The sequence below is a fragment of the Alloscardovia theropitheci genome (assembly GCF_004332295.1).
GTDB classification, from domain to species: Bacteria; Actinomycetota; Actinomycetes; order Actinomycetales; family Bifidobacteriaceae; genus Alloscardovia; species Alloscardovia theropitheci.
This window is the reverse complement of sequence record NZ_RXLP01000027.1, coordinates 57539-81759: the sequence shown is the minus strand read 5'-3', so window position 1 is coordinate 81759 and position 24221 is coordinate 57539. Positions and strand designations below refer to the sequence as shown.

Annotated in this window: 25 protein-coding genes, 1 tRNA gene and 1 riboswitch; of the genes, 24 read left to right on the top strand and 2 right to left on the bottom strand. The window is 44.1% G+C overall.

The features are described 5' to 3' along the window. Positions 1-22: 22 nt before the first annotated feature. From argB to argH, 5 genes are all read left to right on the top strand, one after another. Entirely contained in the window at positions 23-973 is a 951-nt protein-coding gene (argB, locus tag EJ419_RS08030) for an acetylglutamate kinase (RefSeq protein ID WP_131285369.1), read from the top strand. Next, positions 970-2196 carry an acetylornithine transaminase gene (locus EJ419_RS08025; protein WP_131285367.1) on the top strand — a complete coding sequence of 409 codons (1227 nt, stop codon included), beginning with the start codon at positions 970-972 and terminating at the stop codon, positions 2194-2196. Before argB ends, EJ419_RS08025 begins: the two co-directional genes overlap by 4 nt. A 361-nt stretch (positions 2197-2557) precedes the next feature. Then, positions 2558-3094, top strand: coding sequence for an arginine repressor (locus EJ419_RS08020; protein ID WP_131285365.1), 537 nt, complete (start codon positions 2558-2560; stop codon positions 3092-3094). An 83-nt stretch (positions 3095-3177) separates the two neighbouring features. Beyond that, the gene (locus EJ419_RS08015; RefSeq protein WP_131285363.1) at positions 3178-4416 is read left to right on the top strand and encodes an argininosuccinate synthase; all 1239 of its coding nucleotides are present in this window, start codon (positions 3178-3180) and stop codon (positions 4414-4416) included. A gap of 88 nt (positions 4417-4504) precedes the next feature. Next, positions 4505-6004 carry an argininosuccinate lyase gene (argH, locus tag EJ419_RS08010; protein ID WP_131285480.1) on the top strand — a complete coding sequence of 500 codons (1500 nt, stop codon included), beginning with the start codon at positions 4505-4507 and terminating at the stop codon, positions 6002-6004. 146 nt (positions 6005-6150) lie between these two features. Here the strand turns inward: argH and EJ419_RS08005 are convergent, their stop codons facing one another. Beyond that, a complete protein-coding gene (locus EJ419_RS08005) occupies positions 6151-6681 on the bottom strand; it encodes an NAD(P)H-dependent oxidoreductase (protein ID WP_131285361.1) in 531 nt (176 codons plus the stop codon). Between the two features lie 150 nt (positions 6682-6831). Continuing rightward, positions 6832-6930: riboswitch (TPP riboswitch) on the top strand. Here EJ419_RS08005 and EJ419_RS08000 point away from each other — a divergent pair. The 13 genes from EJ419_RS08000 (at position 6922) to EJ419_RS07950 (ending at position 17273) form a co-directional block, all read left to right on the top strand. Then, complete coding sequence (locus EJ419_RS08000; protein ID WP_131285359.1) at positions 6922-7206, top strand: thiamine-binding protein; 285 nt, start codon at positions 6922-6924, stop codon at positions 7204-7206. It overlaps the preceding riboswitch by 9 nt. 179 nt (positions 7207-7385) lie before the next feature. Next, positions 7386-8705 carry a tyrosine--tRNA ligase gene (gene tyrS, locus EJ419_RS07995; protein WP_131285357.1) on the top strand — a complete coding sequence of 440 codons (1320 nt, stop codon included), beginning with the start codon at positions 7386-7388 and terminating at the stop codon, positions 8703-8705. A gap of 3 nt (positions 8706-8708) precedes the next feature. Continuing rightward, positions 8709-10253, top strand: coding sequence for a hypothetical protein (locus EJ419_RS07990; protein ID WP_131285355.1), 1545 nt, complete (start codon positions 8709-8711; stop codon positions 10251-10253). Between the two features lie 2 nt (positions 10254-10255). Then, complete coding sequence (locus EJ419_RS07985; protein ID WP_131285353.1) at positions 10256-11362, top strand: HAD-IIA family hydrolase; 1107 nt, start codon at positions 10256-10258, stop codon at positions 11360-11362. Positions 11363-11447: 85 nt separating this feature from the next. Continuing rightward, the gene (locus EJ419_RS08510) at positions 11448-11576 is read left to right on the top strand and encodes a hypothetical protein (RefSeq protein WP_276320066.1); all 129 of its coding nucleotides are present in this window, start codon (positions 11448-11450) and stop codon (positions 11574-11576) included. A gap of 2 nt (positions 11577-11578) precedes the next feature. Next, entirely contained in the window at positions 11579-12331 is a 753-nt protein-coding gene (locus EJ419_RS07980; protein WP_131285351.1) for a TlyA family RNA methyltransferase, read from the top strand. Positions 12332-12414: 83 nt separating this feature from the next. Beyond that, the gene (locus tag EJ419_RS07975; RefSeq protein ID WP_131285349.1) at positions 12415-13335 is read left to right on the top strand and encodes an NAD kinase; all 921 of its coding nucleotides are present in this window, start codon (positions 12415-12417) and stop codon (positions 13333-13335) included. After that, positions 13336-15033 carry a DNA repair protein RecN gene (recN, locus tag EJ419_RS07970; protein ID WP_131285347.1) on the top strand — a complete coding sequence of 566 codons (1698 nt, stop codon included), beginning with the start codon at positions 13336-13338 and terminating at the stop codon, positions 15031-15033. A gap of 201 nt (positions 15034-15234) precedes the next feature. After that, complete coding sequence (locus tag EJ419_RS07965; protein WP_131285344.1) at positions 15235-15540, top strand: hypothetical protein; 306 nt, start codon at positions 15235-15237, stop codon at positions 15538-15540. Then, entirely contained in the window at positions 15540-16028 is a 489-nt protein-coding gene (locus EJ419_RS07960) for a DUF1310 family protein (RefSeq protein WP_131285342.1), read from the top strand. Before EJ419_RS07965 ends, EJ419_RS07960 begins: the two co-directional genes overlap by 1 nt. Then, on the top strand, positions 16018-16161 hold the full coding sequence (locus tag EJ419_RS08355) for a hypothetical protein (RefSeq protein WP_165496282.1): 144 nt from the start codon (positions 16018-16020) through the stop codon (positions 16159-16161). Before EJ419_RS07960 ends, EJ419_RS08355 begins: the two co-directional genes overlap by 11 nt. Continuing rightward, positions 16133-16660, top strand: coding sequence for an Mbeg1-like protein (locus tag EJ419_RS07955; protein ID WP_205668855.1), 528 nt, complete (start codon positions 16133-16135; stop codon positions 16658-16660). Before EJ419_RS08355 ends, EJ419_RS07955 begins: the two co-directional genes overlap by 29 nt. Continuing rightward, on the top strand, positions 16611-17273 hold the full coding sequence (locus EJ419_RS07950) for a hypothetical protein (RefSeq protein ID WP_165496281.1): 663 nt from the start codon (positions 16611-16613) through the stop codon (positions 17271-17273). Before EJ419_RS07955 ends, EJ419_RS07950 begins: the two co-directional genes overlap by 50 nt. 155 nt (positions 17274-17428) lie before the next feature. Here the strand turns inward: EJ419_RS07950 and thrC are convergent, their stop codons facing one another. Further along, positions 17429-18937, bottom strand: a complete 1509-nt coding sequence (gene thrC, locus EJ419_RS07945) for a threonine synthase (RefSeq protein ID WP_205668861.1) — start codon at positions 18935-18937, stop codon at positions 17429-17431. A gap of 179 nt (positions 18938-19116) precedes the next feature. Between thrC and EJ419_RS07940 the strand changes: the two genes are divergently transcribed. From EJ419_RS07940 to EJ419_RS07915, 6 genes are all read left to right on the top strand, one after another. Next, positions 19117-20388 carry a glutamate-5-semialdehyde dehydrogenase gene (locus EJ419_RS07940; RefSeq protein ID WP_131285334.1) on the top strand — a complete coding sequence of 424 codons (1272 nt, stop codon included), beginning with the start codon at positions 19117-19119 and terminating at the stop codon, positions 20386-20388. Then, positions 20388-20927, top strand: coding sequence for a hypothetical protein (locus EJ419_RS07935; protein ID WP_240680382.1), 540 nt, complete (start codon positions 20388-20390; stop codon positions 20925-20927). Before EJ419_RS07940 ends, EJ419_RS07935 begins: the two co-directional genes overlap by 1 nt. Before the next feature lie 161 nt (positions 20928-21088). Then, on the top strand, positions 21089-21814 hold the full coding sequence (gene nadD / locus EJ419_RS07930) for a nicotinate-nucleotide adenylyltransferase (RefSeq protein ID WP_131285476.1): 726 nt from the start codon (positions 21089-21091) through the stop codon (positions 21812-21814). A gap of 67 nt (positions 21815-21881) precedes the next feature. Next, positions 21882-22895 (top strand): ribose-phosphate diphosphokinase, encoded by a 1014-nt coding sequence (locus EJ419_RS07925; protein ID WP_165496280.1) that lies wholly within the window; start codon positions 21882-21884, stop codon positions 22893-22895. A gap of 308 nt (positions 22896-23203) precedes the next feature. Continuing rightward, a tRNA-Gln gene (locus EJ419_RS07920) sits at positions 23204-23274 on the top strand. Between the two features lie 80 nt (positions 23275-23354). Continuing rightward, complete coding sequence (locus tag EJ419_RS07915) at positions 23355-24152, top strand: HAD-IIA family hydrolase (RefSeq protein WP_131285332.1); 798 nt, start codon at positions 23355-23357, stop codon at positions 24150-24152. Positions 24153-24221 lie beyond the last annotated feature (69 nt).

The following is a 24221-nucleotide window of genomic DNA, read 5'->3' as shown; positions in this document are numbered from 1 at the left end:
ATCGTAGGGGTTGTAGAGGCAAATGACTAATACGGAATATGAAGATATTGATGTTCATGAAGATCTCACAGATAGCCAAAAGTCTGAAGTTTTACTAGAGATGCTTCCATGGCTACAAGAATTCGCTGGATCGCTTGTTGTTATCAAATACGGTGGAAATGCGATGGTTAGCGAGGAGCTACGTGCGTGCTTTGCTCAGGACATGGTATTTCTTCGTCAGCTTGGACTACATCCGGTAATTGTGCACGGTGGTGGACCGCAGATTAACGAGATGCTCCATGCGCTGGGTATTGAATCTCGTTTTAAGGCGGGACTACGTGTTACAGATGAAGAGACAATGAATGTAGTTCGTATGGTTCTTACGGGTAAAGTATCACGTGAATTAGTGGGCCTTATCAATTCGTATGGCCCGTATGCTGTGGGTTTGTCAGGTGAAGATGGAGGGTTATTCTCCGCTGCTCAACGCATGCCAATAGTCGATGGGCATAGTGTTGATGTGGGCTATGTGGGTGATGTGGTAAGCGTTGATACGCGAGCAGTTGATGATTTGATTGCTTCACATCGTATACCAGTGGTTTCATCGGTAGCTCCTGACGAAGAAGATGCCACCCAGGTGCTTAATGTGAATGCTGATACAGCGGCGGCGGCACTTGCTATAGCTTTAGGCGCGCGAAAACTCATTATTCTCACTGATGTCGAGGGCTTATATGCGAATTGGCCTGATAAAGATAGCTTGGTGGGGGAGATAGGCGCTGAAACCTTGCGAGACATGATGCCGGAACTTGAAAGTGGAATGCGACCGAAAATGGAAGCTTGTGTGCGCGCTATCGATGGTGGCGTGGGCGAGGCTCACATTATTGATGGCAGGAAGAAGCATTCGATTTTAAATGAAATCTTTACTACTGCGGGTATCGGAACGATGGTAGCTAAAGGTGAAGGAATGCAATTAAGGAAGAAAGCGAAAACGCAATGACAGATATGAATGAACAATTGGATTCATACGATCACTATCATATGAATGTTTTTGGCAGACCGCTTATGGTTTTAGACCATGGTCAGGGCTCCTATGTGTGGGACACTGCGGGGAAAAAGTATCTTGACTTTCTTGCGGGTATCGCTGTGAACTCTGTAGGATACGCGCATCCAAAATGGACTGCTGCAGTTGCTGATCAAGCTGGAAAGATAGCGCATACTTCTAATTATTTCGCGACCGTCCCTCAGATTGAACTTGCTGAAAAATTGCTTACCCTCGCGCAAGCTCCAGAAGGATCGCGCGTTTATTTTGCTAATTCTGGTACTGAAGGTAATGAAGCAGCTCTGAAATTGATGAAGCTTCATGCCAAGCGTAAAGGGGTATCTAAGAATGCGCGCATTATTGCACTAACTCATGCATTCCATGGGCGTACTCTAGGTGCTTTGAGTGCTACATGGAAGCCTGCTATACGCGAACCTTTTGAGCCATTAATTCCTAATATTGAATTTGTTGAGGCAGGAGATGTTGATGCTCTTACTCAAATTTTTAATCAAGGGCCAGTTGCCGGAATCATTATGGAACTCATTCAAGGCGAAGCGGGGGTTCTCGAAGTAGGTGCCTCGTTTGTGCAAAAAGCTCGGCAGCTATGTGATGACAATGATGCCTTACTTATTATCGATGAAGTGCAAACAGGAATGGGACGTACAGGTCATTGGTTTGCTTTCCAAAATGAACAGCTCTCTGCCGGTGTAATGCCTGATGCTATTACCTTCGCTAAAGGTGTAGCAGGAGGTTTCCCAATGGGAGGACTGATTACCTTTGGACAGAGAGTGTCGGAACTTTTTACTCCTGGATCGCATGGATCGACTTTTGCTGGTAATCCTCTTGCGGCTCGAGCAGGGCTGGCAACGATAGGCATTATTGAGGAAGAGAATCTTCTTGAGAATGCCACGGCGAGGGGAATTCAGCTTCGTGAAGCTCTGATGAATTGCAAAAATGATCTCTTCGTTTCAGTTCATGGGTCGGGTCTGCTGAATGCAATTGAGCTCGCCCACCCGTGCGCACATGCGGCTGTGGAGTGGCTGCTTAATCAGGGGTTAATTGCTAATGCAGTTAATCCTCAGGCCTTACGGTTGGCGCCTCCTCTCAATGTTTCGAGTGCTCAAATCGAAGAAGGAGTTCAGATTCTTTCACACATACCGTATGACTTGCCGAATGATTAGAAAAATATACATGATGATGTATGTTTATGCATAAGGTGCGGAACGCTTACTGTAATCAGTTAAGCAAAGCTATAAGCTCATGGGTAAGGAGGGGAATATGTGGTCCAACATGGTTTACTTACACAGCAGTTTCTTACATTCTAAGATTTTTGCGAATTACTATCTCACATATAGTAAAGTAGCCATAACGCTGTGCGATATTGTCTTCCAGGTATGCGGTTTCCTATATAAGACATTTTCATATAGTTCATATAGAAACGTAGAAATCCCGCATCTCGTTCGAATCGCTATTCAGGAGCACAATGACGAGAATGAGCTTATAGATATTTGTTATGAGAGAGCAAAGAGAGGGTTGTAACTCATGAATGCAGGTATACCATCTACACGTGCAGCACGTTTAAGCATAGTGGAAAGAATTATTGCTGAGAATATTATCGAATCGCAGCAGCAACTTATTGAAAAACTTGCTGAGGAGGGCATTAAAGTCACTCAAGCAACGTTGAGTCGTGATTTGGATGATTTGCGGGCAAGTAAAGTTCGAACTGCTGCAGGTACTTTTGCCTATGCCGTTGCTGAAGATAGTGAATTTACGAGAGTAAATGCACAAAAGTTCAATGAGATTCAGCAATCACGATTGAACCAAAAGATTGAGCAACAATTAGGCAAAGTCATCAGTGGGCTAGTTACACGCGTTGTGTGTGCTCAAAATCTTGTCGTCATTCATACTCCAGCTGGAGCAGCTCAATATGTAGCAAGTGCGATTGATAAGCAACCAATTGACAGTGTTGCGGGAACGATTGCGGGCGATGATACGGTTTTGATGATTACTACAGATAACGAATCCGCACAAGAAAAGCTTCATTGGCTATTGTCAATTACATCAAATAAGCGATCATAAGGAACGCAAGTTGTTGTTCTGGACGATTTATATACAGAATATACAGATTTTAATTTTATAAAATACATAAAAGAAAGGTAACTATGGCTGATCAAAAGCGCATTGTCCTTGCATACTCTGGAGGTTTGGATACTTCCGTCGCTATTCCATTCTTGAAAGATCGTACAGGTAAAGATGTTGTAGCTGTTTCTCTTGATGTTGGTCAAGGTGGAGAGCGTTTAGGAACTATTCGCGATCGTGCTCTTGCATGCGGTGCGGTGGAATCATATATTGTTGATGCACGAGACGAATTCGCTGATGAGTATTGCATGCGTGCGCTCAAGGCTAACGCTTTGTATGAGGGTGTTTATCCTTTGGTATCTGCTATATCGCGTCCATTAATTACCAAGCATCTCGTGCGTGCAGCTCATCAGTTTGGTGCTGATACTATTGCACACGGTTGTACTGGTAAAGGAAATGATCAGGTTCGATTTGAAGTTTCTATTCAATCGATTGATCCAACTTTGTCTGCAATTAGCCCAATTCGTGATCTTTCGCTCACTCGTGACGTAGAAATCCAATACGCAAAAGATCATCAGCTTCCTATTGAACAGACCGAGAAGAGCCCATATTCAATTGATCAGAATGTATGGGGTCGTGCTATCGAAACAGGTTACTTGGAAGATCCATGGAATGCTCCTACAAAGGACGTTTATTCTTATACTGACGATCCTGCTTTCCCTCCAGTAGCTGATGAAGTTACCATTGAATTTAAACAGGGAATTCCTATCAAGATTGATGGCCGCGAAGTTACTCCATTGCAGGCGATTGAAGAGATGAATCGACGTGCTGGTGCTCAAGGAATTGGACGAATTGATTTAATTGAAGATCGATTAGTAGGTATTAAATCGCGTGAATTGTATGAAGCTCCTGGCGCTATTGCTCTCATCACAGCACACCAAGAGTTGGAGAATTTCTGCCTCGAGCGTGAACAACATCGTATCAAGCGTGATATTGATAAACGATGGGCTGAGCTCGTCTACGATGCTCAGTGGTTCTCTCCAGCTGTAAAATCGCTAAACGCGTTTATCGATGATACTCAGGCATACGTTTCTGGTGAAATTCGTATGGTTCTTCATGGTGGACGTGCAGTAGTGGTGGGACGTCGTTCCGAAACATCGCTTTATGATTACAATTTGGCGACATACGAATCAGGCGACTCATTCGATCAGAATGCCTCTAACGGATTTATCGAGATTTATGGTTTGCCAACTAAGGTAGCTGCTGCTCGCGATGTTAAATTCGGAAACGCTGTAGAAGTTCCAGCTAATACTGTGGAGTAAATCGTAAGAGTAATGTTGTGAATTCCCAGAAATTCACAGGGGAGTAATTATGCAAGACGCACATTCGAATCATAAGCAGTCTGATCATATGGATACGGGTATTCAGCAAAATAATCAATCCACTCAAGAAGGCGGTATTGCTTTGTGGGGTGGTCGATTTGCATCAGGACCATCCGAGGCATTGGCACGCTTAAGTAAATCCACTCAATTTGACTGGCGTCTAGCTGATGATGACATTGCTGGCTCGAGAGCTCATGCACGTGCTCTCGGTCGTGCCGGGCACTTAAGTGAAGAAGAACTCATCGCCATGGAATCTGCCCTTGATGAGCTCCAACGACAAGTTGATTCGGGCGAATTCGCTCCTCAGGAAAGCGACGAAGACGAAGCTACTGCACTTGAACGTGGTCTCCTTGCTATCGCAGGGGACGAGCTTGGAGGTAAGCTCCGTGCAGGTCGTTCGAGAAATGATCAGATCGCTACGCTTATTCGCATGTGGCTTCGTCGTCAAGCTCGAGCTATATCGAAGGAAGTTCTACAAGTAGTTTATGCGATTATCGAGCAGTCTAAGACAGCAGGTCATGCAGTAATGCCCGGGCGTACTCATATGCAGCATGCTCAGCCAGTTCTGGTAGCTCATCAATTGATGGCGCATGCTTGGCCGTTACTGCGTGATTTAGATCGTCTGATGGACTGGGATAAGCGCGCTGCGTACTCGCCTTATGGATCAGGTGCATTAGCGGGAAATACTCTCGGACTAGATCCCCAAGCAGTTGCAGCTGAGCTTGGGTTTGTAGATGTCACCGAGAACTCTATAGATGGCACATCATCACGTGATCTCGTTGCTGAATTCTCCTTTATCGCGGCAATGATTGGTGTGGATATTTCTCGTTTATCTGAAGAAATTATCATATGGAATACGCAAGAATTTGGTTTTGTGCATCTTGATGATGCATATTCTACAGGTTCTTCTATCATGCCGCAGAAGAAAAATCCAGATATTGCTGAGCTTGCTCGTGGCAAGGCTGGTCGTCTGATCGGTGATCTTACGGGACTGTTGACTACTCTTAAAGGATTGCCAACGGCTTACGCTCGAGATCTTCAAGAAGATAAAGAAGCAGTATTTGATCAAGTGGATACGCTTTTGATACTTCTTCCAGCTTTTACCGGCATGATTGCAACTATGCGATTTAATTTTGACCGAATGGAAGAAGAGGCTCCGACCGGCTTTGCCTTAGCAACTGATATAGCCGAGTGGCTCGTTAAGCAGAAAGTTCCATTCCGTCATGCTCACGAACTTTCTGGTGAATGCGTGCGCATAGCAGAAGAGCGTGGAGTAGAGCTGTGGGATCTGAACGATGATGATTTTATTCAAGAATTCAATGACTTCTTAGATCCTGATACCGCTCCTTATGTGCGTGAGGTTCTATCAACTCGTGGTAGCGTTAATTCCCGCGTTGGTAAGGGTGGCACCGCTTACGATCGAGTTGTTGAGCAGATTGAACAAGCCGAAAAAAAATATGCGCAAGTATCCGAATTCGCTCAGCAAACAAGTGATGGAACTGCATATAAGCCTTGTGGAAGTTTGTAAACCATACGATTTAATCTTGCGGAGATATCGACTTCGACGTTAACGCTACTTTAAATCTAAAGGCGTTGTGATGACTGACAATAGTCGTCACAACGCCTTTTATGTAGGGGCATTTCTTTCTAACAATGCACGTGTCTATGCATGGACTAACGCGTCAATTTGTTTGACATGGTTATGTAATTTTCTTTATCAGATGTACTCAGCTCAGTGAAATTCATCATTCCGCCAGTAAATACTGTCCCAACATAGTCCATAGAGCAGTAGTTTGCCGAAACGATATAAGGCTTCATCATCTCATCAATCGAGATTTCTGCAGAACTTTGCGAATTATAAAATTCGTTATCCGCACCAGCAGTTACGGAGAAAATAATTTTCTTTCCCGATAAGGCATTACCACTGCTTCCATATGCCCATCCGTATGTGAAGACTTCTTCAATCCAGCGTGATACGAGTGAGGTCATATAATACCAGAAAATCGGGGACTGAATAATAATAATATCCGCATTCTTGAGTTTTTCTTGCTCCGATGCAACATTAATGCGGTAATCAGGATATAACGTATATAAATCATCAATGTGAGTATCAGGATATTGCTTTTTCAATAGTGAGATGATGTGTTTATTCGCGATAGAATTTTCAGGATATGTGTGGCCAGATACTATTAAAATATTTTCCATATTTTAATAGTAGTAAGATTCTGTGCTGTTTATATCTCAATATTCAAAGAGTGAACAAGTTATACGCGGTACGTATCACGTCGTAATCCGCTATTGAGGTATCGGCACGGACATATTAGCGAAGACGTATTGGCAAGATAGTGAGTTACTATTAAATTCAGCGGGAGCTTTAGGGCTGAGAGGAAGCAAGGTGCTTCGACCGTACTTGATCTGGGTAATGCCAGCGAAAGGAAGGATAAAATGAATAATTGCAGCATAGCCATTCAAGTTTTACCAATGAAGGTATCGGATTATATTCCTGATATTGATAGGGTAATTTACTATTTGCAAGATCGTTTCCCAGACGCGCAAGTTACGCCGTTCGAAACGGTTATTGAAGGCGAGTATGACGAGTGTATGGATGCGCTTCGACAGTGTGCGCTAATTGCATCTGAGCACGGTAGTGACGACATTATAGTCAACGCGAAAATTGCGTATGGACAGATTCTTACGAGTGAAGAGAAAACTTCAAAATTTATGAAGTAGTTTACGCGCATAAAAGGTCAGATAGGGCTCGTGAAAATAAATAAATATTTCGATTTTGACGAGTTCTTTGACGAGTTTTGAAAGTCTGGCTCGCATGGGAAACTTGACTACAGTGTTAATTTTCTTATAAAGAAAAAGTGTTTTCATAGAATAGATATGGTTTGGAGGACTATTTTCCGATGGCTCAGGTAAGGAACTACAAGGAAGCAGGATTTGATTCGCTCCTTGAAGAACTTGAATGGCGTGGACTGATTAATCAATCCACTGATCGTGAACAACTTGCTACGGCTCTGGGCGGAGAACCTATTACATATTATTGCGGTTTTGATCCAACTGCTGCATCTATTCATATTGGAAACCTTGTTCAAGTATTAATGCTCCGTCATTTGCAAGAGGCAGGGCATCATCCTATTGCTTTGGTAGGTGGAGCTACTGGTTTAATTGGTGATCCTCGCCAAAGTGGTGAGCGTGTGCTCAATTCTAAGGAAATCGTTGCACAGTGGACTGAGCGTTTGCGCAACCAGATTTCTCAGTATCTCGTAACTGATGGTGACAATCCAGTACGATTTGTATCAAATTATGACTGGACTGCACAGATGAATGTCATTGATTTCTTACGAGACGTAGGTAAGAATTTCCGTTTGGGCACGATGCTCGCCAAGGATACTGTTGCACGACGTTTGAACTCTGATGAGGGTATCTCCTTTACAGAATTTAGTTACCAGGTTCTACAAGGAAACGATTTCTTATACTTGTACGACAATTATGGTGTAACTTTGCAAACTGGCGGTGCGGACCAGTGGGGTAACTTGACTTCCGGTCTAGATCTTATTCGTAAAGTTCGTGGCGCTTCGGTCAATGTTATGACTTCTCCAATTATCACCGATTCTCAGGGGAAGAAGTTTGGTAAGTCTGAGGGTGGAGCGATCTGGCTGGATCCACAAATGTTCAGTACCTATAAGTTCTACCAGTTCTGGTTTAACCAGCCAGATAGTGAAGTTATTAAGCTTTTGAAGTACTTCACCTTCTTGCCTAAGGAAGAAATTGAGCGTCTTGAGAAGGAAGTTGAGACAAACCCAGGTGCTCGTGAAGCACAACGTGTTCTTGCGTGGGAAGTCACTAGCTTCGTACGTGGAGATAAAGCTGCTCAGGCGGCGATTGATGCTTCAGCTGCACTCTTTGGACGTGGCGAATTAACTGACCTCGATGAGCAGACTTTAGAAGCTGCTCTTGAAGGTGTAAAGATTGACGATGGTGAGGGCAACAAGGTCTTTGCTAATGCGCAGCCGGGAATGCGTGTCGTCGAGGCTGGTGTCGCATCAGGTCTATTCAAGTCTATTTCTGAGGCACGTAAGACCATTGCAGGTGGCGGTGTTTACGTAAATAATCAGCGAGTTGAGGACGCTGAAGCTGTACTCAGCAGCGAAGATTTCCTCTTTAATCGTTTTGCACTCGTTCGACGAGGTAAGAAGGCACTTGGTGCTGTGGAGGCAAAGTAAGTAATGTCTGAAAATCAAGGTAATCGCCGCTCAGGCGGCAACTCTGCTCGACGCGGTTCATCAAACCGTGGAGGATTCCAGTCTTCAGGTCGCGGATCTAAGTCTGGTGGAAAGTTTGGAAATCGTCGATCAGGCGGAAAATTCTCGGGTAGTCGTGGTCAGGGCGATTCTAACGATAATCGTCGTGGCGGTTTCAAGGGGCGTCGCGACTCGGAGCGTTTTAATTCTGATCGCCGAAACAGCGATGGAGAAGAGCGCCACTTTAACCGTGAAGATCGTCGCGATAATAAACGTGGCGGCTATCGCGGTGATAGCAATGGACGTAACGAACGTAATAATCGTCGTTTCGACCGTCGCTCTGAACGTCGAGACGATAATCGCAATCGTGAGTTTAATCGGGATGATCGTCACGATGATCGCAAACCACGTAATCCACGCTATAACAATGAACGCAATGGCAATGATGATCGTCGCTTTGAAGGGCGTGCGGATGGTCGCGGAAACCGTTCAAGCTTTAGCAATCAGCGCGGAAATCATAATGGGCGTCAGTCGTCGGCAAATTACGATAACCCACGCAAGAACTCTGATGGTACACTAAGTTTCCCATCGCAAAATCCATACACGGATCGTCGCCCTGGTGAGCCAAAAATGCCTAAGGGTCTTGAGTGGAATATGCTTTCAACAGACGAGAAGGAGCGCTTGCGCGGTCTGTCGAAAGAACATGCTGAAAACATTGGTCTGCATATGCTTGCAGCCTATGCTTTGGAAGAGGACGATCCTGCTGCAGCTATGGAACATGCTCAGTGGGTAGCTCGTCAAGCTTCTCGCGTTGATGTGTCTCGTGAGACCCTTGCATTCATTGCTTACCGTCAAGGAAACTATAAGCTAGCGTTACGTGAATTCCGTACGGCTTTCCGTATGAATGGTTACGGTGATTATCTGCCATTTATGGCTGATTGCGAGCGTGGTTTGGGAAATCCACAGAAAGCCGTAGATATTGCGTTATCTGATGATGCTAAGCAGCTACAAGGTGAACCTAAAGCTGAGTTGTTCTTAGTTTATGCTGGTGCGCTTGCTGATCTTGATTTGTTTGATAAGGCAATTGAAATTGTTCATACGATTGCGCACGCACAGGGTGTGGGTGGCGCGTATCGTATGCGTGCTGTTCAGGCAGAGCAGAACTTCCTCGAACTTGCAGGTCGCCAGGAAGAAGCGGAAAAGCTCAATGATTTACTTGATCGGCTTGAAGATAAGTATGCGGATGTTGATGAGCTCGACGAAGATGATGTATACGTTGATAACGATCTTGAAGTAGTAGATGATGAAATGCTTGAAGGTCTTGGTATTGATCCACGTGAAATGGCTGAATATATGAGCTATCATGCACAGGATAGTGATGACTCTGATTCATCCGATATTGAAGAAGAATCAGCAGAAGAAACATCATTATCAGAGGACTCAGAGAACTCATCTGAATCTGTAGATGAAAATGATACGCAGGAATCTAACGAAGACATCGCTGATGGAACGGAAATAGTAGAGGAGTAAAAGTGGTCTATCCCAGCAAGGTTGAGGGAAGTTCTATAAGTTTAGCTCGCCGATATACATTGGCATTACTCGATCTTGATGGGGTAGTATATCGCGGCGCAAATCCTGTGGAGCATGCAGCCTCAGGTATCCAGGAGGCTACATCTCAGGGTATGCGTATCGCTTATACTACGAATAACCCTTCACGTTATCCGGATGTCGTAGCTCAGCAGATCAGCAGTTTTGGTATTGATGCGCATGGCGATGATGTTATTACATCCGCCATGGTTTCAGCAGCGATGCTCTCGCAACGTTTTGCTCAGGGGACAAAAGTACTTGTCATTGGTAAAGACCATCTGAAAGACGAACTAGCACAAGCAGGTATGGTAATTGTTAGCAGTGCCGACGATGAACCTGATGTCGTAATTCAATCATGGTATCCAGAACTTGATTGGAATATGCTTGCACAGGCAGCGTATGCAATTGAAAAAGGTGCGCAGTATTTCGTGACAAACCGAGATATGACGATTCCGCGTGAACAAGGCATTGCCCCAGGAAATGGTGCTCTTCAGCTCCCAGTCATTGCTGCTACTGGCAAGGAACCTATTGCTTCTGCGGGTAAGCCAGAAGCTGCAATGTATCATCAAGCACGGCATCTTTTTAGTCCAACTGATCAGATGGTAGAAACTGAGCAATGCTTGCCAGTAGGTGACCGTCTAGATACGGATATTGAAGCAGCAAATCGAGGTGGATATCATAGTGCAGTAGTTCTTACTGGTGTAGCTAACGCAGAGCAGATTATTAAAGCTGAACCTATACTTCGTCCTACCTATATTTGTGCAGACCTGCGAGGCTTAACTGTACCACAACCAGAAGTTGAAGTTACATCGTCAGACGACATCATCACTTTTACTTATCGACAATCCCAAGCATGGATTCTGGATAAAACAGTCCATGTCAAGATTGCAGGTAAAGAGCTCTCGGAAAACATCGCCAGTCTTGATGCTCTTCGAGCTGTAGCGAGTGCTGCCTGGGAAGCCGTTGATTCAGGAAGAATATCTGCGGATGAAATTATCCTTCCTCGGTTCGCAGCACATATCCTTGACGAATCTGTTGACCCTGCCGAGTAATTGGTATCGAATAGACGTAAAAAATTTTATTATTCGCAGATAGAATGTTGCCAATACAAATCACCTACGAAATTGCGGGGTACATATGGTAGATGAGAATAATACACATGATTATCAGCAACTATCTGATGATAGTGAATTTGATACGGTTATTGCGCATTACACGAAGATTCTTGATGATTTACAAGCTGAACTCAATGATCGCGAGCAGTAGCAATGCAACGATTAGATAAGGAACTTGTTCGAAGAGGTTTAGCTCCGACTCGTTCAAGAGCTCAGCAGTTAATTGATTCACACGTAGTTCTTGTTAATGGAACAAATGAGCGAATCAAAGCTTCGTTGAGCGTAGACGACAATGATGACATTACGTTGAATCATGCGACTCGCTCAAGTGGACAATACGTGTCTCGTGGAGCTATCAAGCTTATTGAGGCTCTTGAGCTTTTTATGCCAGAGGGTGAATGGGATATTGAGGGGAAAAATTGCCTTGATATAGGAGCATCTACGGGAGGTTTTACCCAAGTACTTCTAGAAAAAGGTGCACATAGCGTAATTGCACTCGATGTAGGACATAATCAGCTTGACCCGATAGTTAAGAATGATAACCGTGTGATAGACATGAGCGGCGTAAATATTCGTCACGTAGAGGCTGAGAATTTACCATTTATGCCACAAGTCGTGGTATCAGATGTCTCTTTTATTTCACTGACATATGTAATTCCAACGATTTCGCGAATTACTCACAGTGGTGCCAATGCTGTGCTTCTTATTAAGCCGCAATTTGAAGTCGGACGTAATAAGCTGGGCAAAGGTGGCATAGTAACTGAAGAAAAGTATCGTCGTGAAGCCATTGAAAAAGTAACTCAGTGTGCTACATTGTATCAATTTGATGTTAAAGGTGTTGTTCCTTCAGCAATAACGGGAACACACGGCAATCAAGAATATTTGCTGTGGATAACTCGCGTATAGCATGTGTGGTGATACCCACACGCTAAAATAATGACCATAAAGATAGATGGTTTATACCATCATCGTCGTGTTGGAGGTAACTAATGAGCAATACTGCAAGCACACAAGGCATGCGTAAAGCTGTTGTGGTTACTCATGAAGCGCTGAGCAATGATGCTACTGTTGCTGAAGCGATTTCGCGTTTAGAATCCTTAGGATTTGAAGTATCAATGCGAAATGATATACCGGATACACAAAATTTTGGTGAGCACGCTACTGCCGTCGACGGGGATGTCGAAATTGTTGTTGTGCTTGGTGGTGATGGAACAATTCTTCGCGCTGCTGAATTAGTTAAAGGTACAGATGTTCCTATCATCGGAATTAACACAGGCCATGTGGGATTCCTTGCAGAATTTGAAAGCTTTGAACTGGGTGCAGCAATGCAAAAAATTGCTGACCGGGATTACACAATCGACGAACGAATGATTGCCGCTGTAGAACTATTTCTACCAGGACATACCGAGTCGATATGTGACTGGTCGCTTAATGATGTGATTTTGGAGCATGAAGATCGGGCACGAATGGTTGAAGTAGGCATTACCGTCGACGATATTGCAACGAGTTCGTTTGGTTGTGATGGTGTCTTAGTCTCAACGCCGACAGGTTCCACTGCTTATGCTTTCTCTGCTGGAGGACCTGTGATGTGGCCTGATGTGAAGGCACTGGAATTGACTCCAATTGCTGCACACGCGTTATTTACGCGTCCGCTCATTATCGGGTCAAGCTCTACTTTTGAACTTCACGTATTGGAAGCTTCGAGTTGTGACGGATGGATTTGCTGTGATGGACGACGCCAGCGAATCGTTCCAAAAGGTTCTCGAGTGAGAATTCGCCAATCTTCGAGTGTGCTTCGTCTTGCTCGCTTGAGTGATGCGCTATTTACTGACCGATTGGTGCGAAAATTTGATTTACCTGTCAAGGGATGGCGTGAAACAGCTGCGGAAAAGAAAGGCTACGTGAAGTAATTGCTGGAAGAACTTGAGATTCGTGCTCTGGGACCTATCCGACAAGCACGGTTAACGCCTCATCCGGGTATGAATGCTATTACCGGTGAAACTGGTGCCGGAAAATCCATGTTGCTCAATGCAGTTGAGCTTATTTCTGGCGCTCAAGCGCAGCCATCTCGTGTCAGTCCTGATTCCGAGCAAGCATGGGTTCAGGCAATTTTCGATGTCGATAAAGATACCGATATCCAAGAACTTGCAGCATCAGCTGGTAGTGAATGCGCGGATGGGCAGTTATTTATCAATCGTTCTGTACCCAAAAATGGTCGTTCTCGTGCTGTCCTAAACGGGCATAGCGTACCTCGTACAGTATTGACGAATATAGCAACACAGCTGGTTACCATTCATGGGCAGTCAGAACAGTTGACTATTGCTCACAGTGCACGCCAACGCGAGTTTCTCGATTCTTTTGCCGGAAATAATGAGCAAAAGCAAACGTATATTTCAGCGTTTAATCACTACACGCGAATCAAGGACAAGCTTGAAAAACTTCACAATGCTCAATCTGAAGCGATAGCTCAAATTGATTATCTCAAGGATGCCATTTCTCGAATTGAATCGATTGACCCACATGTTGGTGAGGATGAGGATCTTAAATCTCAACGTGATTATATCGAAAATGCTGCGGAAATCGCAGTAGCACAAGCATCAGCATTGAGTGCATTGGACGGTTCAGACGACGATAATGGAAATGAATCAGTTACTGAATTAATTTCCCGAGCTATCCATAGCTTGCGCGACGTAGAATCTATCGAACAGATGGCTGATATCATATCGCGGTTGGAATCAGTAAGCGACGAAGTTCAAGACATTGTGTATGCATTATCTCAACTTGGAGATGATGAAGTGAATCCGCAAGATTTAGATCGTATTAATGAGCGCATTCATGATTTAGATGAGTTATCCAAACGCTGGGGGCCAACCCTCGAAGATGTTCTCGAGTGGAAGCAGAAAGCTCAATTCGAGCTAGAAGATCTTGATGCGTCACCACAACGTATTCACGAGTTAGAGGAGCAAGTTGAGCAAGCACACAAGATAGCGCAAGATGCTGCGAAAGAATTAACTCAAACCCGCGTAAAAGCTTCCCACGAATTAGCAGAAAAGGTGACGCAAGAATTAGCATCCCTAGCAATGGAGGGGAGCGAATTGCGCATTTCCATAACTAATCGAGACTTGGATATCACTGGTGCGGATAATGTAGCTTTTGAATTCGTTCCTTTCCCTGGCTCGTCTGCTTTGCCTTTGGGCAAGAGTGCTTCTGGCGGTGAATTAAGTCGACTCATGTTGGCGCTTGAGCTTGTGGCATTCGAAAATAAACATGGACAAGGTCAAGAAAATTACTCCGTGCCAACGTTAATATTTGATGAAATTGATGCCGGTGTCGGTGGGAAAGCCGCAGCTGAGCTTGGCAAACGCTTGGCGCTACTTGCTCGCGGGGCACAAATTATAGTTGTCACACATTTGCCGCAGGTGGCAGCTTGGGCAGATAGACAATTTGTTGTATCAAAAGAAAAAACGGATGATAATGCTACTACGACTGTCTCTCTTGTAGAAGGCAATCAGCGTGTAGAAGAAATTGCACGAATGCTATCTGGCTCGCAGTCGGACATGTCACTTCAGCATGCGGCTGAGCTGCTGGAAGAGTGCACGTTATCTTAATGACGTGCTGGCTATTTAATAGCGCAAATATTTTAGACATGTAATTAGTTAAGACTAACAACAATTATCCTGTAGAGCTCTGGAATTTGTTCGTAACTTAGAACAATCTCGTTATGTGAATGTTTATCATTACATATGTGGGAAAGTACTAAAATGTCTACTAAGGCGTGAAATCAGATCGTTTGATGTAAGAAGGTATGCGTGGAGAATCTTCGGTTTTCTATGGATAGTGCGAGTCAGGATAGTGGGATTTCTCCAGAAGAAGTTGAGTTGCAGAAGCGTCTGTTGTGTGAAGTGTATGTTCCTGCGCTTATATCGATTCGTAAGCGTTTCCAAGGCGAGTTGAAAGATAAGATACGACAAGCTGCTCATGATACGCGAGAAAATATTCAAGCGGATGCGCAACGGATGGATGTGTCAATTCATGGTGAATCGTCGATAGCTATTCGGCATTATATTGATAAGCATAAAGATGATGTGAAGAAGATACCCGGGGGTGGTTTGTAATGGGTAGTGGTATGAATAAGCCTGGAGCGTTTGGAAAAGTGCGTCCGGTTTTGGTTGTGGTTATGAGCGTTGTTGTAGTGATACTAGTTGTAGTTGTGGGAGGGAAAATGGTTATAGAGTCTCAGTTGGAGAAGAAGCAGAAGAGTGATCAAGAGTATATGTATTCCGTGGTCACAGGGACTGAGGGTAAGAAGCTTATTGAGGATGAGTTGCGGTATGCGGATAAGAATGCTTTTACCTCTGATGGGACAATCAAATCCTATAAGATACTCACTGATACTATAGAGCGTAATCCTATGGGTGGGATTATGGTCGATATTGAGCTTAATGATAAGCCTGACCTAAATTTGACTATGATTTTTGAGAAGTCGAATTCTGAAGGGAAATTGACTGTACGTCCTATGAGTCTTTCCTCGGATGCTTTTGATTTGTATAAGAGTCTTGGTTTTTATCAAGAGGATGCTGTGAGAGATAAAGATGGCGAGTGAACAAGAACGTGCTATGATTGCTCAACTTGAGTATGATAAGAGACTTGATAATCCTAATGCGATGCATAAGCCTGTGACGTATGGTACTCATAACGAGAAAAACTTTGGGTACTTTGGATCAGGTGGTGGATGATAAGTCTACGGGTTTGAAGATGTATGTGGTTAAAACAGATGATAAGCATTACACGGTGTTGTATCAGGGGTCGACGGATTTTAATAAAGAGGGTGGCAAGCAGGATTGGCTTGAAAATGATGCTCCAATGGCGGGTGCTATTTTATCTAAAACTAAGATGGCAACTCCTCAATTGAAAAAGGCTGCTTCAGTGCTTCAAGAGGTGATGGATAAACATAAGGGAGCATCGTTTGATGTATATGGGCATTCGTTAGGATCGATGTGTGCTCAGTATGCTATTACGAATGTGAAGGATACGAACCGTATTCGTGGTGCGTACATGTATGAGGGGCCTAATATTTATTCCACGCTGACGAGTAGACAACGCGTTAACACTGCGAAGCTTGCGGGTAGAGCTCATAATTACGTGGATTGTAAAGATAGCGTTGCGTTGGGTTATAGTGACCATAATGGCACTGTTGGCAATATTCATATGGTCAAATCTCCAGTGGATGGGTGATATAACCCGGCAGCATATGTGGGGCGGGTATCGTTGGGATAAGAATGGTAGCTTGATTGAGGAAAAGCCCAGTCTTGATGAGATGACATCAGTGTTGGCGGCATATCGTCTCACTCATTTTTCCTTGATACATCCATCTGAATATACGTTTATGGTGGATTATATTCAATCTCGCTATATGACTGATGCTCTTGTTGCTGATGCGAATGCGTTAGAAACATTAATAACGAAAGCGTATGAGACGAGTGTCATGGAATTAGAAAAAGAATTGAACAGTGCGATAAATGTCATGTATACACATTTGTATGCTGTGTCCTCCTCGGATATTGATGCTGAAATTATGCGTCAGAAAGCGAGTCTGCAAGAAGCGTGCAAAGAATTGAAGGTGCTAGTGGATGCTAATCTTACTCTGGCATCACGCGTGTGTGACGGGTTTGAAAAGTTACGCGATAGTGTGAATAAAACTATTGATGAGTGTATAAACAAGGATGAGAGTTTAGCCAGAGAGGTTGCAAACTTCACAGATAGTTTCCATAATACAGTCACTCTACCAGAGGTAGAACTAGGAAAAGCTGCAGGAGCCGCCATCGGCCAACAAATAACAAAACACTAAGTACCACACGCCTGTATATAAGCCCGTATCTACATTCCAGAAAGACATACAGATAGAAGAAAAAGGAGCACATCGCATAAACGACGTGTGGTGAGGAAGATATAAAGACTTCCTTACCACACGTTTATGTTTGTCAAAAGTTATGGCGCAGCAGATTATTCAGCGAATCGCGCAGCCATTGTCTTCACATATTCTGGCATATCAGCTACATCTATCTCATCGGTGAATCGTGGCGATTGATTCTCCAAAGAACGCAAGTTCTCAGGGATTTTCATCCCGCTAAATTGTTGAAGAGCATCCATGCATGCGAAGTCGCTTTCAGGTGCTTCTTGTCCGAGAGCTTCAAGAACAGCGCGTGGGAACTTGTAAGGGCTAGCAGTCGATAAGACCACACGAGGAGCAGTTGGTGTGCCTTCGGTAGTGGATAGCGCGTGATAACCGCATGCGGTGTGTGGATCAATGACGTAACCATTTTCATTCCAGCACTCAGCAATAGCTTCTCGAACTTGATCTTCATCTGCCCAGCTACAGTCAAATACAGAACGAATCTTTTCCATAATTTCTGCTGGTACCTCGTAACGACCGGTTGTAGCTAAATCATTCATAAGCTGGGAAATAAGTGCGGTATTTCCATCGCTGAAATAATACAGCATACGTTCCAAATTTGAAGAGATAAGAATATCCATACTTGGCGAAATCGTTGTAAAGAACTCGCGGTTGCGGTCGTATACGCCAGTAGTTAGGAAATCATACAAAACATTGTTTTTATCGCTTGCGACTTCAAGCTTTCCAACTGGAAGCCCTAAACGCTTTGCATAATAGCCAGCCAAAATATCGCCAAAATTACCTGTAGGGACGATGAAGTCAACTTCATCACCGAAATTAATTTCTTGGGTAAACAGGAGTTGAGCGTATGCTGCAAAGTAGTACACGACCTGAGGAACTAAGCGTCCTACGTTGATAGAGTTCGCACTTGAGAGTCGAGTAGCGGACTCAGTAGCGAGCTGAACAGCTAATGTGTGATCGCCAAAGATATTTTTTACAGCACTTTGAGCATCGTCAAAATTACCACGAACAGCGACTACACCTACATTTGAACCCTTTTGGGTAACCATTTGAAGACGCTGAACTTCGCTGACCTGTCCGGCAGGGTAGAAGACTACAATTCCTGTGGAATTAACGTCAGCAAAACCTTCAAGGGCAGCTTTGCCAGTATCGCCACTTGTTGCAGTAAGAATCAGCACTCGATCAGTTATATCTTCTTGGGAAGTTGGCTCAGGGGCTGTAGTGTGTGCCATAAAGCGAGGAAGAATCTGCAAAGCTACATCTTTGAATGCCGATGTAGGCCCATGGAAAAGCTCGAGGACGTAATTCATTCCCATAGCTTTAAGTGGCGTGATGGCATCATCCGTGAAGTTATCTCCGTATGCACCATCGATGCATTCTTGTAATTCTTCCGACGTGAAGTCTGGCAATAATGCCGATAAAACTTCAAGAGCGATTTCTTGGTAACTTTTACCAGGAAGCGACTCGATGTCAATTGTGGTTTGTCCCAAGGCATCATTAACGAAAAGTCCGCCGTCGTCGGCAATGCCTTGACGAATAGCTTGCTTCGCTGTTACCTGAATGGCTGTGCTTCTCGTGCTGTGAAATAATTCCACGATGTACCTTTCATTACGTCAATACGTCTTATGTTTCATGCAGATTAGACAACATACACGCGATCCTACTAAACGAAATGTGATGTACAAAGAGCAGAAACATTCCGCTGTAAAATCGTTCTAATAAAATCTTAACGTGAAACATGCCCACAATGTGCGTCGGGTTGCATACAATGAGATGCATGAATGAAGTTTTGCAATCTGTACAGAATCAAGCTTCTCGTGCTCGTGTCGCGCAAAAGAAACTTGAAAAGATGTCGACGGATGAAAAAGATGCTTTATTACAGGCAGTATGCGATGAACTGGAGAAACGTGCGGATGAAATTGAGATTGCAAATGCGATAGATATGAGTGCTGCTCGGGCTGAAGGAATGAGTCAAGGACTGCTCGACCGATTGCTATTTAATAAGCAACGTGTGCTTGCAAGCGTACAAGGAATGCGCGCGGTCATTGCGCTTCCTGATCCAGTTGGTCAAGTTGTTCGTGGAATTAATATGGACAATGGAATGCGATTAATTCAATCGAGAGTACCGATGGGCGTAGTCGCAATGATTTATGAGGCGCGTCCTAATGTCACTCTTGATGTCATTGCCTTGGCTCTTAAATCGGGTAATGCGATAATTGTTCGAGGAGGGCATGCAGCCATTGAAACGAATGCAGCGACATTGCGCATTGTGCATGATGCGCTTCATGATCAGGGCATGAATCCCGATATCGTTTCGAGTGTCGATGAATTTGGGCGTGAAGGTGCGCAGGCGATGATGAAAGCGCGAGGGTTTATAGATTTGCTTGTTCCTCGTGGTAGTGCGTCTCTTATCCAATATGTTGCCGATAATGCTACTGTCCCTATCATTGAGACGGGTGCTGGGAATGTCCATATTTATGTGGATGAGTCAGCAGACTTCACACAGGCAATACCGATAATCATTAATTCGAAGACCCAACGTATCGGTGTCTGCAATGCTGCCGAAAAATTACTCGTGCACGAGGCTGTAGCTCAGGAATTTCTTCCACTCGTAGCCAAAGCCCTTGAAGAATTCGATGTTGAGCTTCGCACAGATGAACGAGCATATACAATTTTGAGTGAAGCTGGATTCACGCCTCTACAGGCTGACGATGAAGATTGGGATACAGAGTACCTCGATTATATTTTAGGCGTGCGTGTGGTGCGTGATATGCAAGAAGCAATTGACCATATTAATACTCATTCAACTCATCATACGGAAGCAATTATTAGTCAAAATTATGAAGCAATTGAAGAATTTACTCGTAGCATAGATAGTGCGGTTATCATGGTTAATGCTTCAACAAGATTTACTGATGGAAGTCAGTTTGGTTTTGGGGCAGAACTCGGCATTTCCACTCAGAAAATGCACGCACGCGGTCCTATGGGATTGCAGGAATTGACTACAACTCATTGGGTTGGATACGGAACAGGGCAGGTGAGGAAATAATGCCAGCTAAAGAGACAAAAATTGACGTAGAAACACTCAAGAAAGATTTACGTGCAGCTGAGGAATTATCACCTCGTACTTTACTTCGAGTTGCTTCTGAACGATTAAGTACAGTCAGATACGTTTTCGTTGTCTCCATTGAAGATGGTATCCCACAAGTTGCACAGCGCAGCGCGCTCGAGTACTCGGATGCAGTGCTTATCGGATGGCCTGAAATGGATGCTGAAGACATCGTAGATCCTCGCCAGATTGATAATGCTATTAACTTCGTTATCGAATTAGAAAAAAGGGTCGAAGTCTTTAGCGATGCAGAACGCCAAAATGACATTGATACTATGAGCGATACGCTGATTCATATTAGTGAATATGTAGCACTTGTACGTAAAGAGTATCAACCAGAATTCTTGCTTCCTACATATGCAGAAATTCGTCGATATGTGCAACGCCAGTGGGATGAAGAGATGGCAGCCCGCGGCGATGAGAACACAGAAATCGAGAGTTCAGATAATGAGAATCGTGATAAAGAAGGAAGTAACTAAAACGACAGAACACAGTGAGTTGCAGCCTTAATCTATAGAGAATGCTTATATTTCGTTCTTATCGAAATTGCTATACAGATTGTAACTTGCTCAACTTGCTATATTTAATGAGAAAAGTTCATATGAAGAGGATCTGAGAAGTGGAAAAAGAAGCATTAGATATGACATCTATACGGTCCATGTCGCAAATTGCACAACCACATATCGAACAGGCTGAGTTTGGTGTCGATATTTCTGCACGGCCTTTACGAAAGCGTGCAACCGATAGAGGATGCGTTCATGATAGACCACGTGTCGGTATCATGGGCGGTACTTTCGATCCTATTCATAATGGCCACTTAGTTGCAGCATCAGAAGTTGCGTGGGTTTATGATTTGGACGAAGTAATTTTCGTTCCAACCGGCCGTCCGGTATTTAAACAGAATAAAGCAGTGACCAATCCTGAAGATCGCTATTTAATGACTGTGATTGCTACTGCTTCGAATCCTCGATTCTCTGTATCCCGTGTAGATATTGACCGTCCTGGAATCACGTATACTATTGACACATTGCGAGATATTCATGCGCTGCGACCAGATGCTGAGCTTTTCTTTATCACAGGTGCTGATGCGTTAGCAGAGATTATGAAATGGAAAGATGCCAATGAGATGTGGGATTTAGCGCATTTTGTCGGTGTAACGAGACCGGGGTATTCGACAAATCTCAAGAAACTCGATGTGCCGCAAGATGCAGTAGATGTTATTGAGATTCCAGCGTTGGCAATCTCATCAACGGATATACGCAGACGATCTCATGACGGTGAACCAGTATGGTATCTCGTTCCTGATGGAGTAGTGCAGTATATTTCAAAGCATGGCTTGTATGCTAGTGAAATGCAAAACTCATAACTGCAAAGTGTCAAGATTTCCGATTACGATAAAAGATACGATATCCCATCAACTGGTTGGAGTTACTGTGAGTGCAGTCCTCGAAGGTAAACCAGATAAGAATCTTATTCTGGTTACAGGTCGTTCCCATCCAAAGTTGGCTGAAGACGTAGCAAAGAAACTCGGTATCGATGTTCTCGAAACTACTCAGTACGACTTTGCAAACGGCGAAATGTATGTTCGCTATACACAGTCGGTTCGTGGTGCTGATGTATTTGTTTTGCAGACAGCTACGCAGCCTACAAATAAGTACATTATGGAGCATCTTATTATGATTGATGCTCTTAAGCGTGCATCGGCGAACTCAATTACTGCTGTATGCCCATTGATGCCATATTCCCGTCAGGATAAGAAGCATCAGGGTCGTGAGCCTATCTCTTCACGTCTTGTATTTGATCTTTTGCACACTGCAGGTGCAGATCGAATCATGTCCGTTGATTTGCATGCTGCTCAGTCTCAGGGATTCTTCGATGGCCCAGTAGATCACTTGCAAGCTATGCCAGTACTTGTTGATTATGTGCGTGATTGCCTTGATTTGACTAATGTGGCAGTTGTATCTCCAGATGCAGGCCGTATCAAAGTGGCAGAGCAGTGGGCACAGCGTCTTGGTGGTGCTCCATTGTCCTTCGTCCATAAGACACGTGATATTACACGTCCAAATCATGCAGTTGCTAATCGTGTCGTTGGCGATGTTGAAGGCAAAGATTGCGTTCTGGTGGATGACTTGATTGATACTGGTGGCACAATTGCTGAGGCATGTCATGTCATTATGGCTGCTGGAGCTAAGTCGGTTACTGTTGTTGCAACCCATGGCGTGCTCTCTGAGCCTGCTGTTGAACGCTTGAAGAACTGCGGTGCACGTGAAGTGGTTATTACCGATACTGTGCCAATTCCGGAAGAAAAGCGTTGGGCCGGATTAACAGTTCTCAGTATTGCGCCATTGCTTGCTTCAGGAATTAAGGCTGTATTCGAAGATACATCGATGGCTAAAGTCTTTGATAGTTATCCAACTCATCATCAAGGACAGTTCCAATTTGGCTAAAGCATAGTAATACAGCTAAGTAAATAAACAAAGGTAATAGGGCGTGTTAGGAGGAAACTTCTAGCACGCCTATTCATATATGTTTAAGAACATATGTTTAAAAACAAGTTCATGCATGTATAGGAACAATTAATAAATCCATCAGTGTAGGTAAATATCGCAGTAAGTAAAGTTACGTGATATTAGTGCTTAAGTAAATTAATGCTTCAAAGCAAGAGAATACGTATAGCTTAAAAGTTATCACGACACACGCGCGACATACCCTCGTGAGAAGTTATCGACCTGTGGTACAGTGTCTAAGTGGACATTCCCCCATGGTGTAATGGCAGCACACGGGTCTTTGGAACCCTTAGTCTTAGTTCGAATCTAGGTGGGGGAGCTGCAAGAGGGAGCCGGCGGTCAGTTTTAGTTCTGATGCGTCGGCTTTTTCTATATAAATATATAGAAAGGAGTCATATTATGACTGCTCAAACAATCGATACATGGCTCACTGATATGGACGGTGTCCTCGTTCATGAACAGCGTGCATTACCAGGTGCTGCAGAATTTATTCAAGCTTTACGAGATAACGATAGGAAGTTCCTCGTTCTCACAAACAATCCAATGTATACGCCACGTGACTTGTCTGCACGTTTGCGTCTTTCGGGAATTGATATTCCAGAAGATCATATTTGGACTTCCGCGCTTGCAACTGCACAATTCGTTTCTCAAACAATTCCAAATGGATCAGCGTATGTCATCGGTGAAGCAGGATTAACAACCGCTCTTCACGAGGCTGGTTATATCTTGTCAGATCGTGATCCGGATTACGTCATTCTTGGAGAGACTCGCAATTATTCGTTTGAGGCGATCACTACTGCAGTCCGTTTGATTTTAGGAGGAGCGCGTTTTATTTCGACGAATCCTGATAATGCAGGGCCAAGCGACCAAGGAATTTTGCCTTCTACTGGTGCGGTTGCAGCGTTGATTACGAGCGCAACAGGACGCGAGCCATACTTTATCGGCAAACCAAATCCAATCATGTTCCGTACCGCGTTGAATCGTTTGGGTGCTCATTCGGCTACAACCGCGATGATTGGCGACCGCATGGATACAGATGTTATTGCGGGCGTTGAAGCTGGCTTACATACATTCTTAACTCTTACGGGTGTAACGACTAAAGATCAGGTGGAATCCTTCCCATATCGACCGAGCCATGTCGTAGATTCCATTGGTGATTTGATTCCTATCGCTGAAAGTGGAGTCGTAGAGGAGTAGTGAATGTATTATTTCTGCTACTGGGTGTTATCTATATTTACTAGAATTGATAAAGTATTCGGTAGCAGA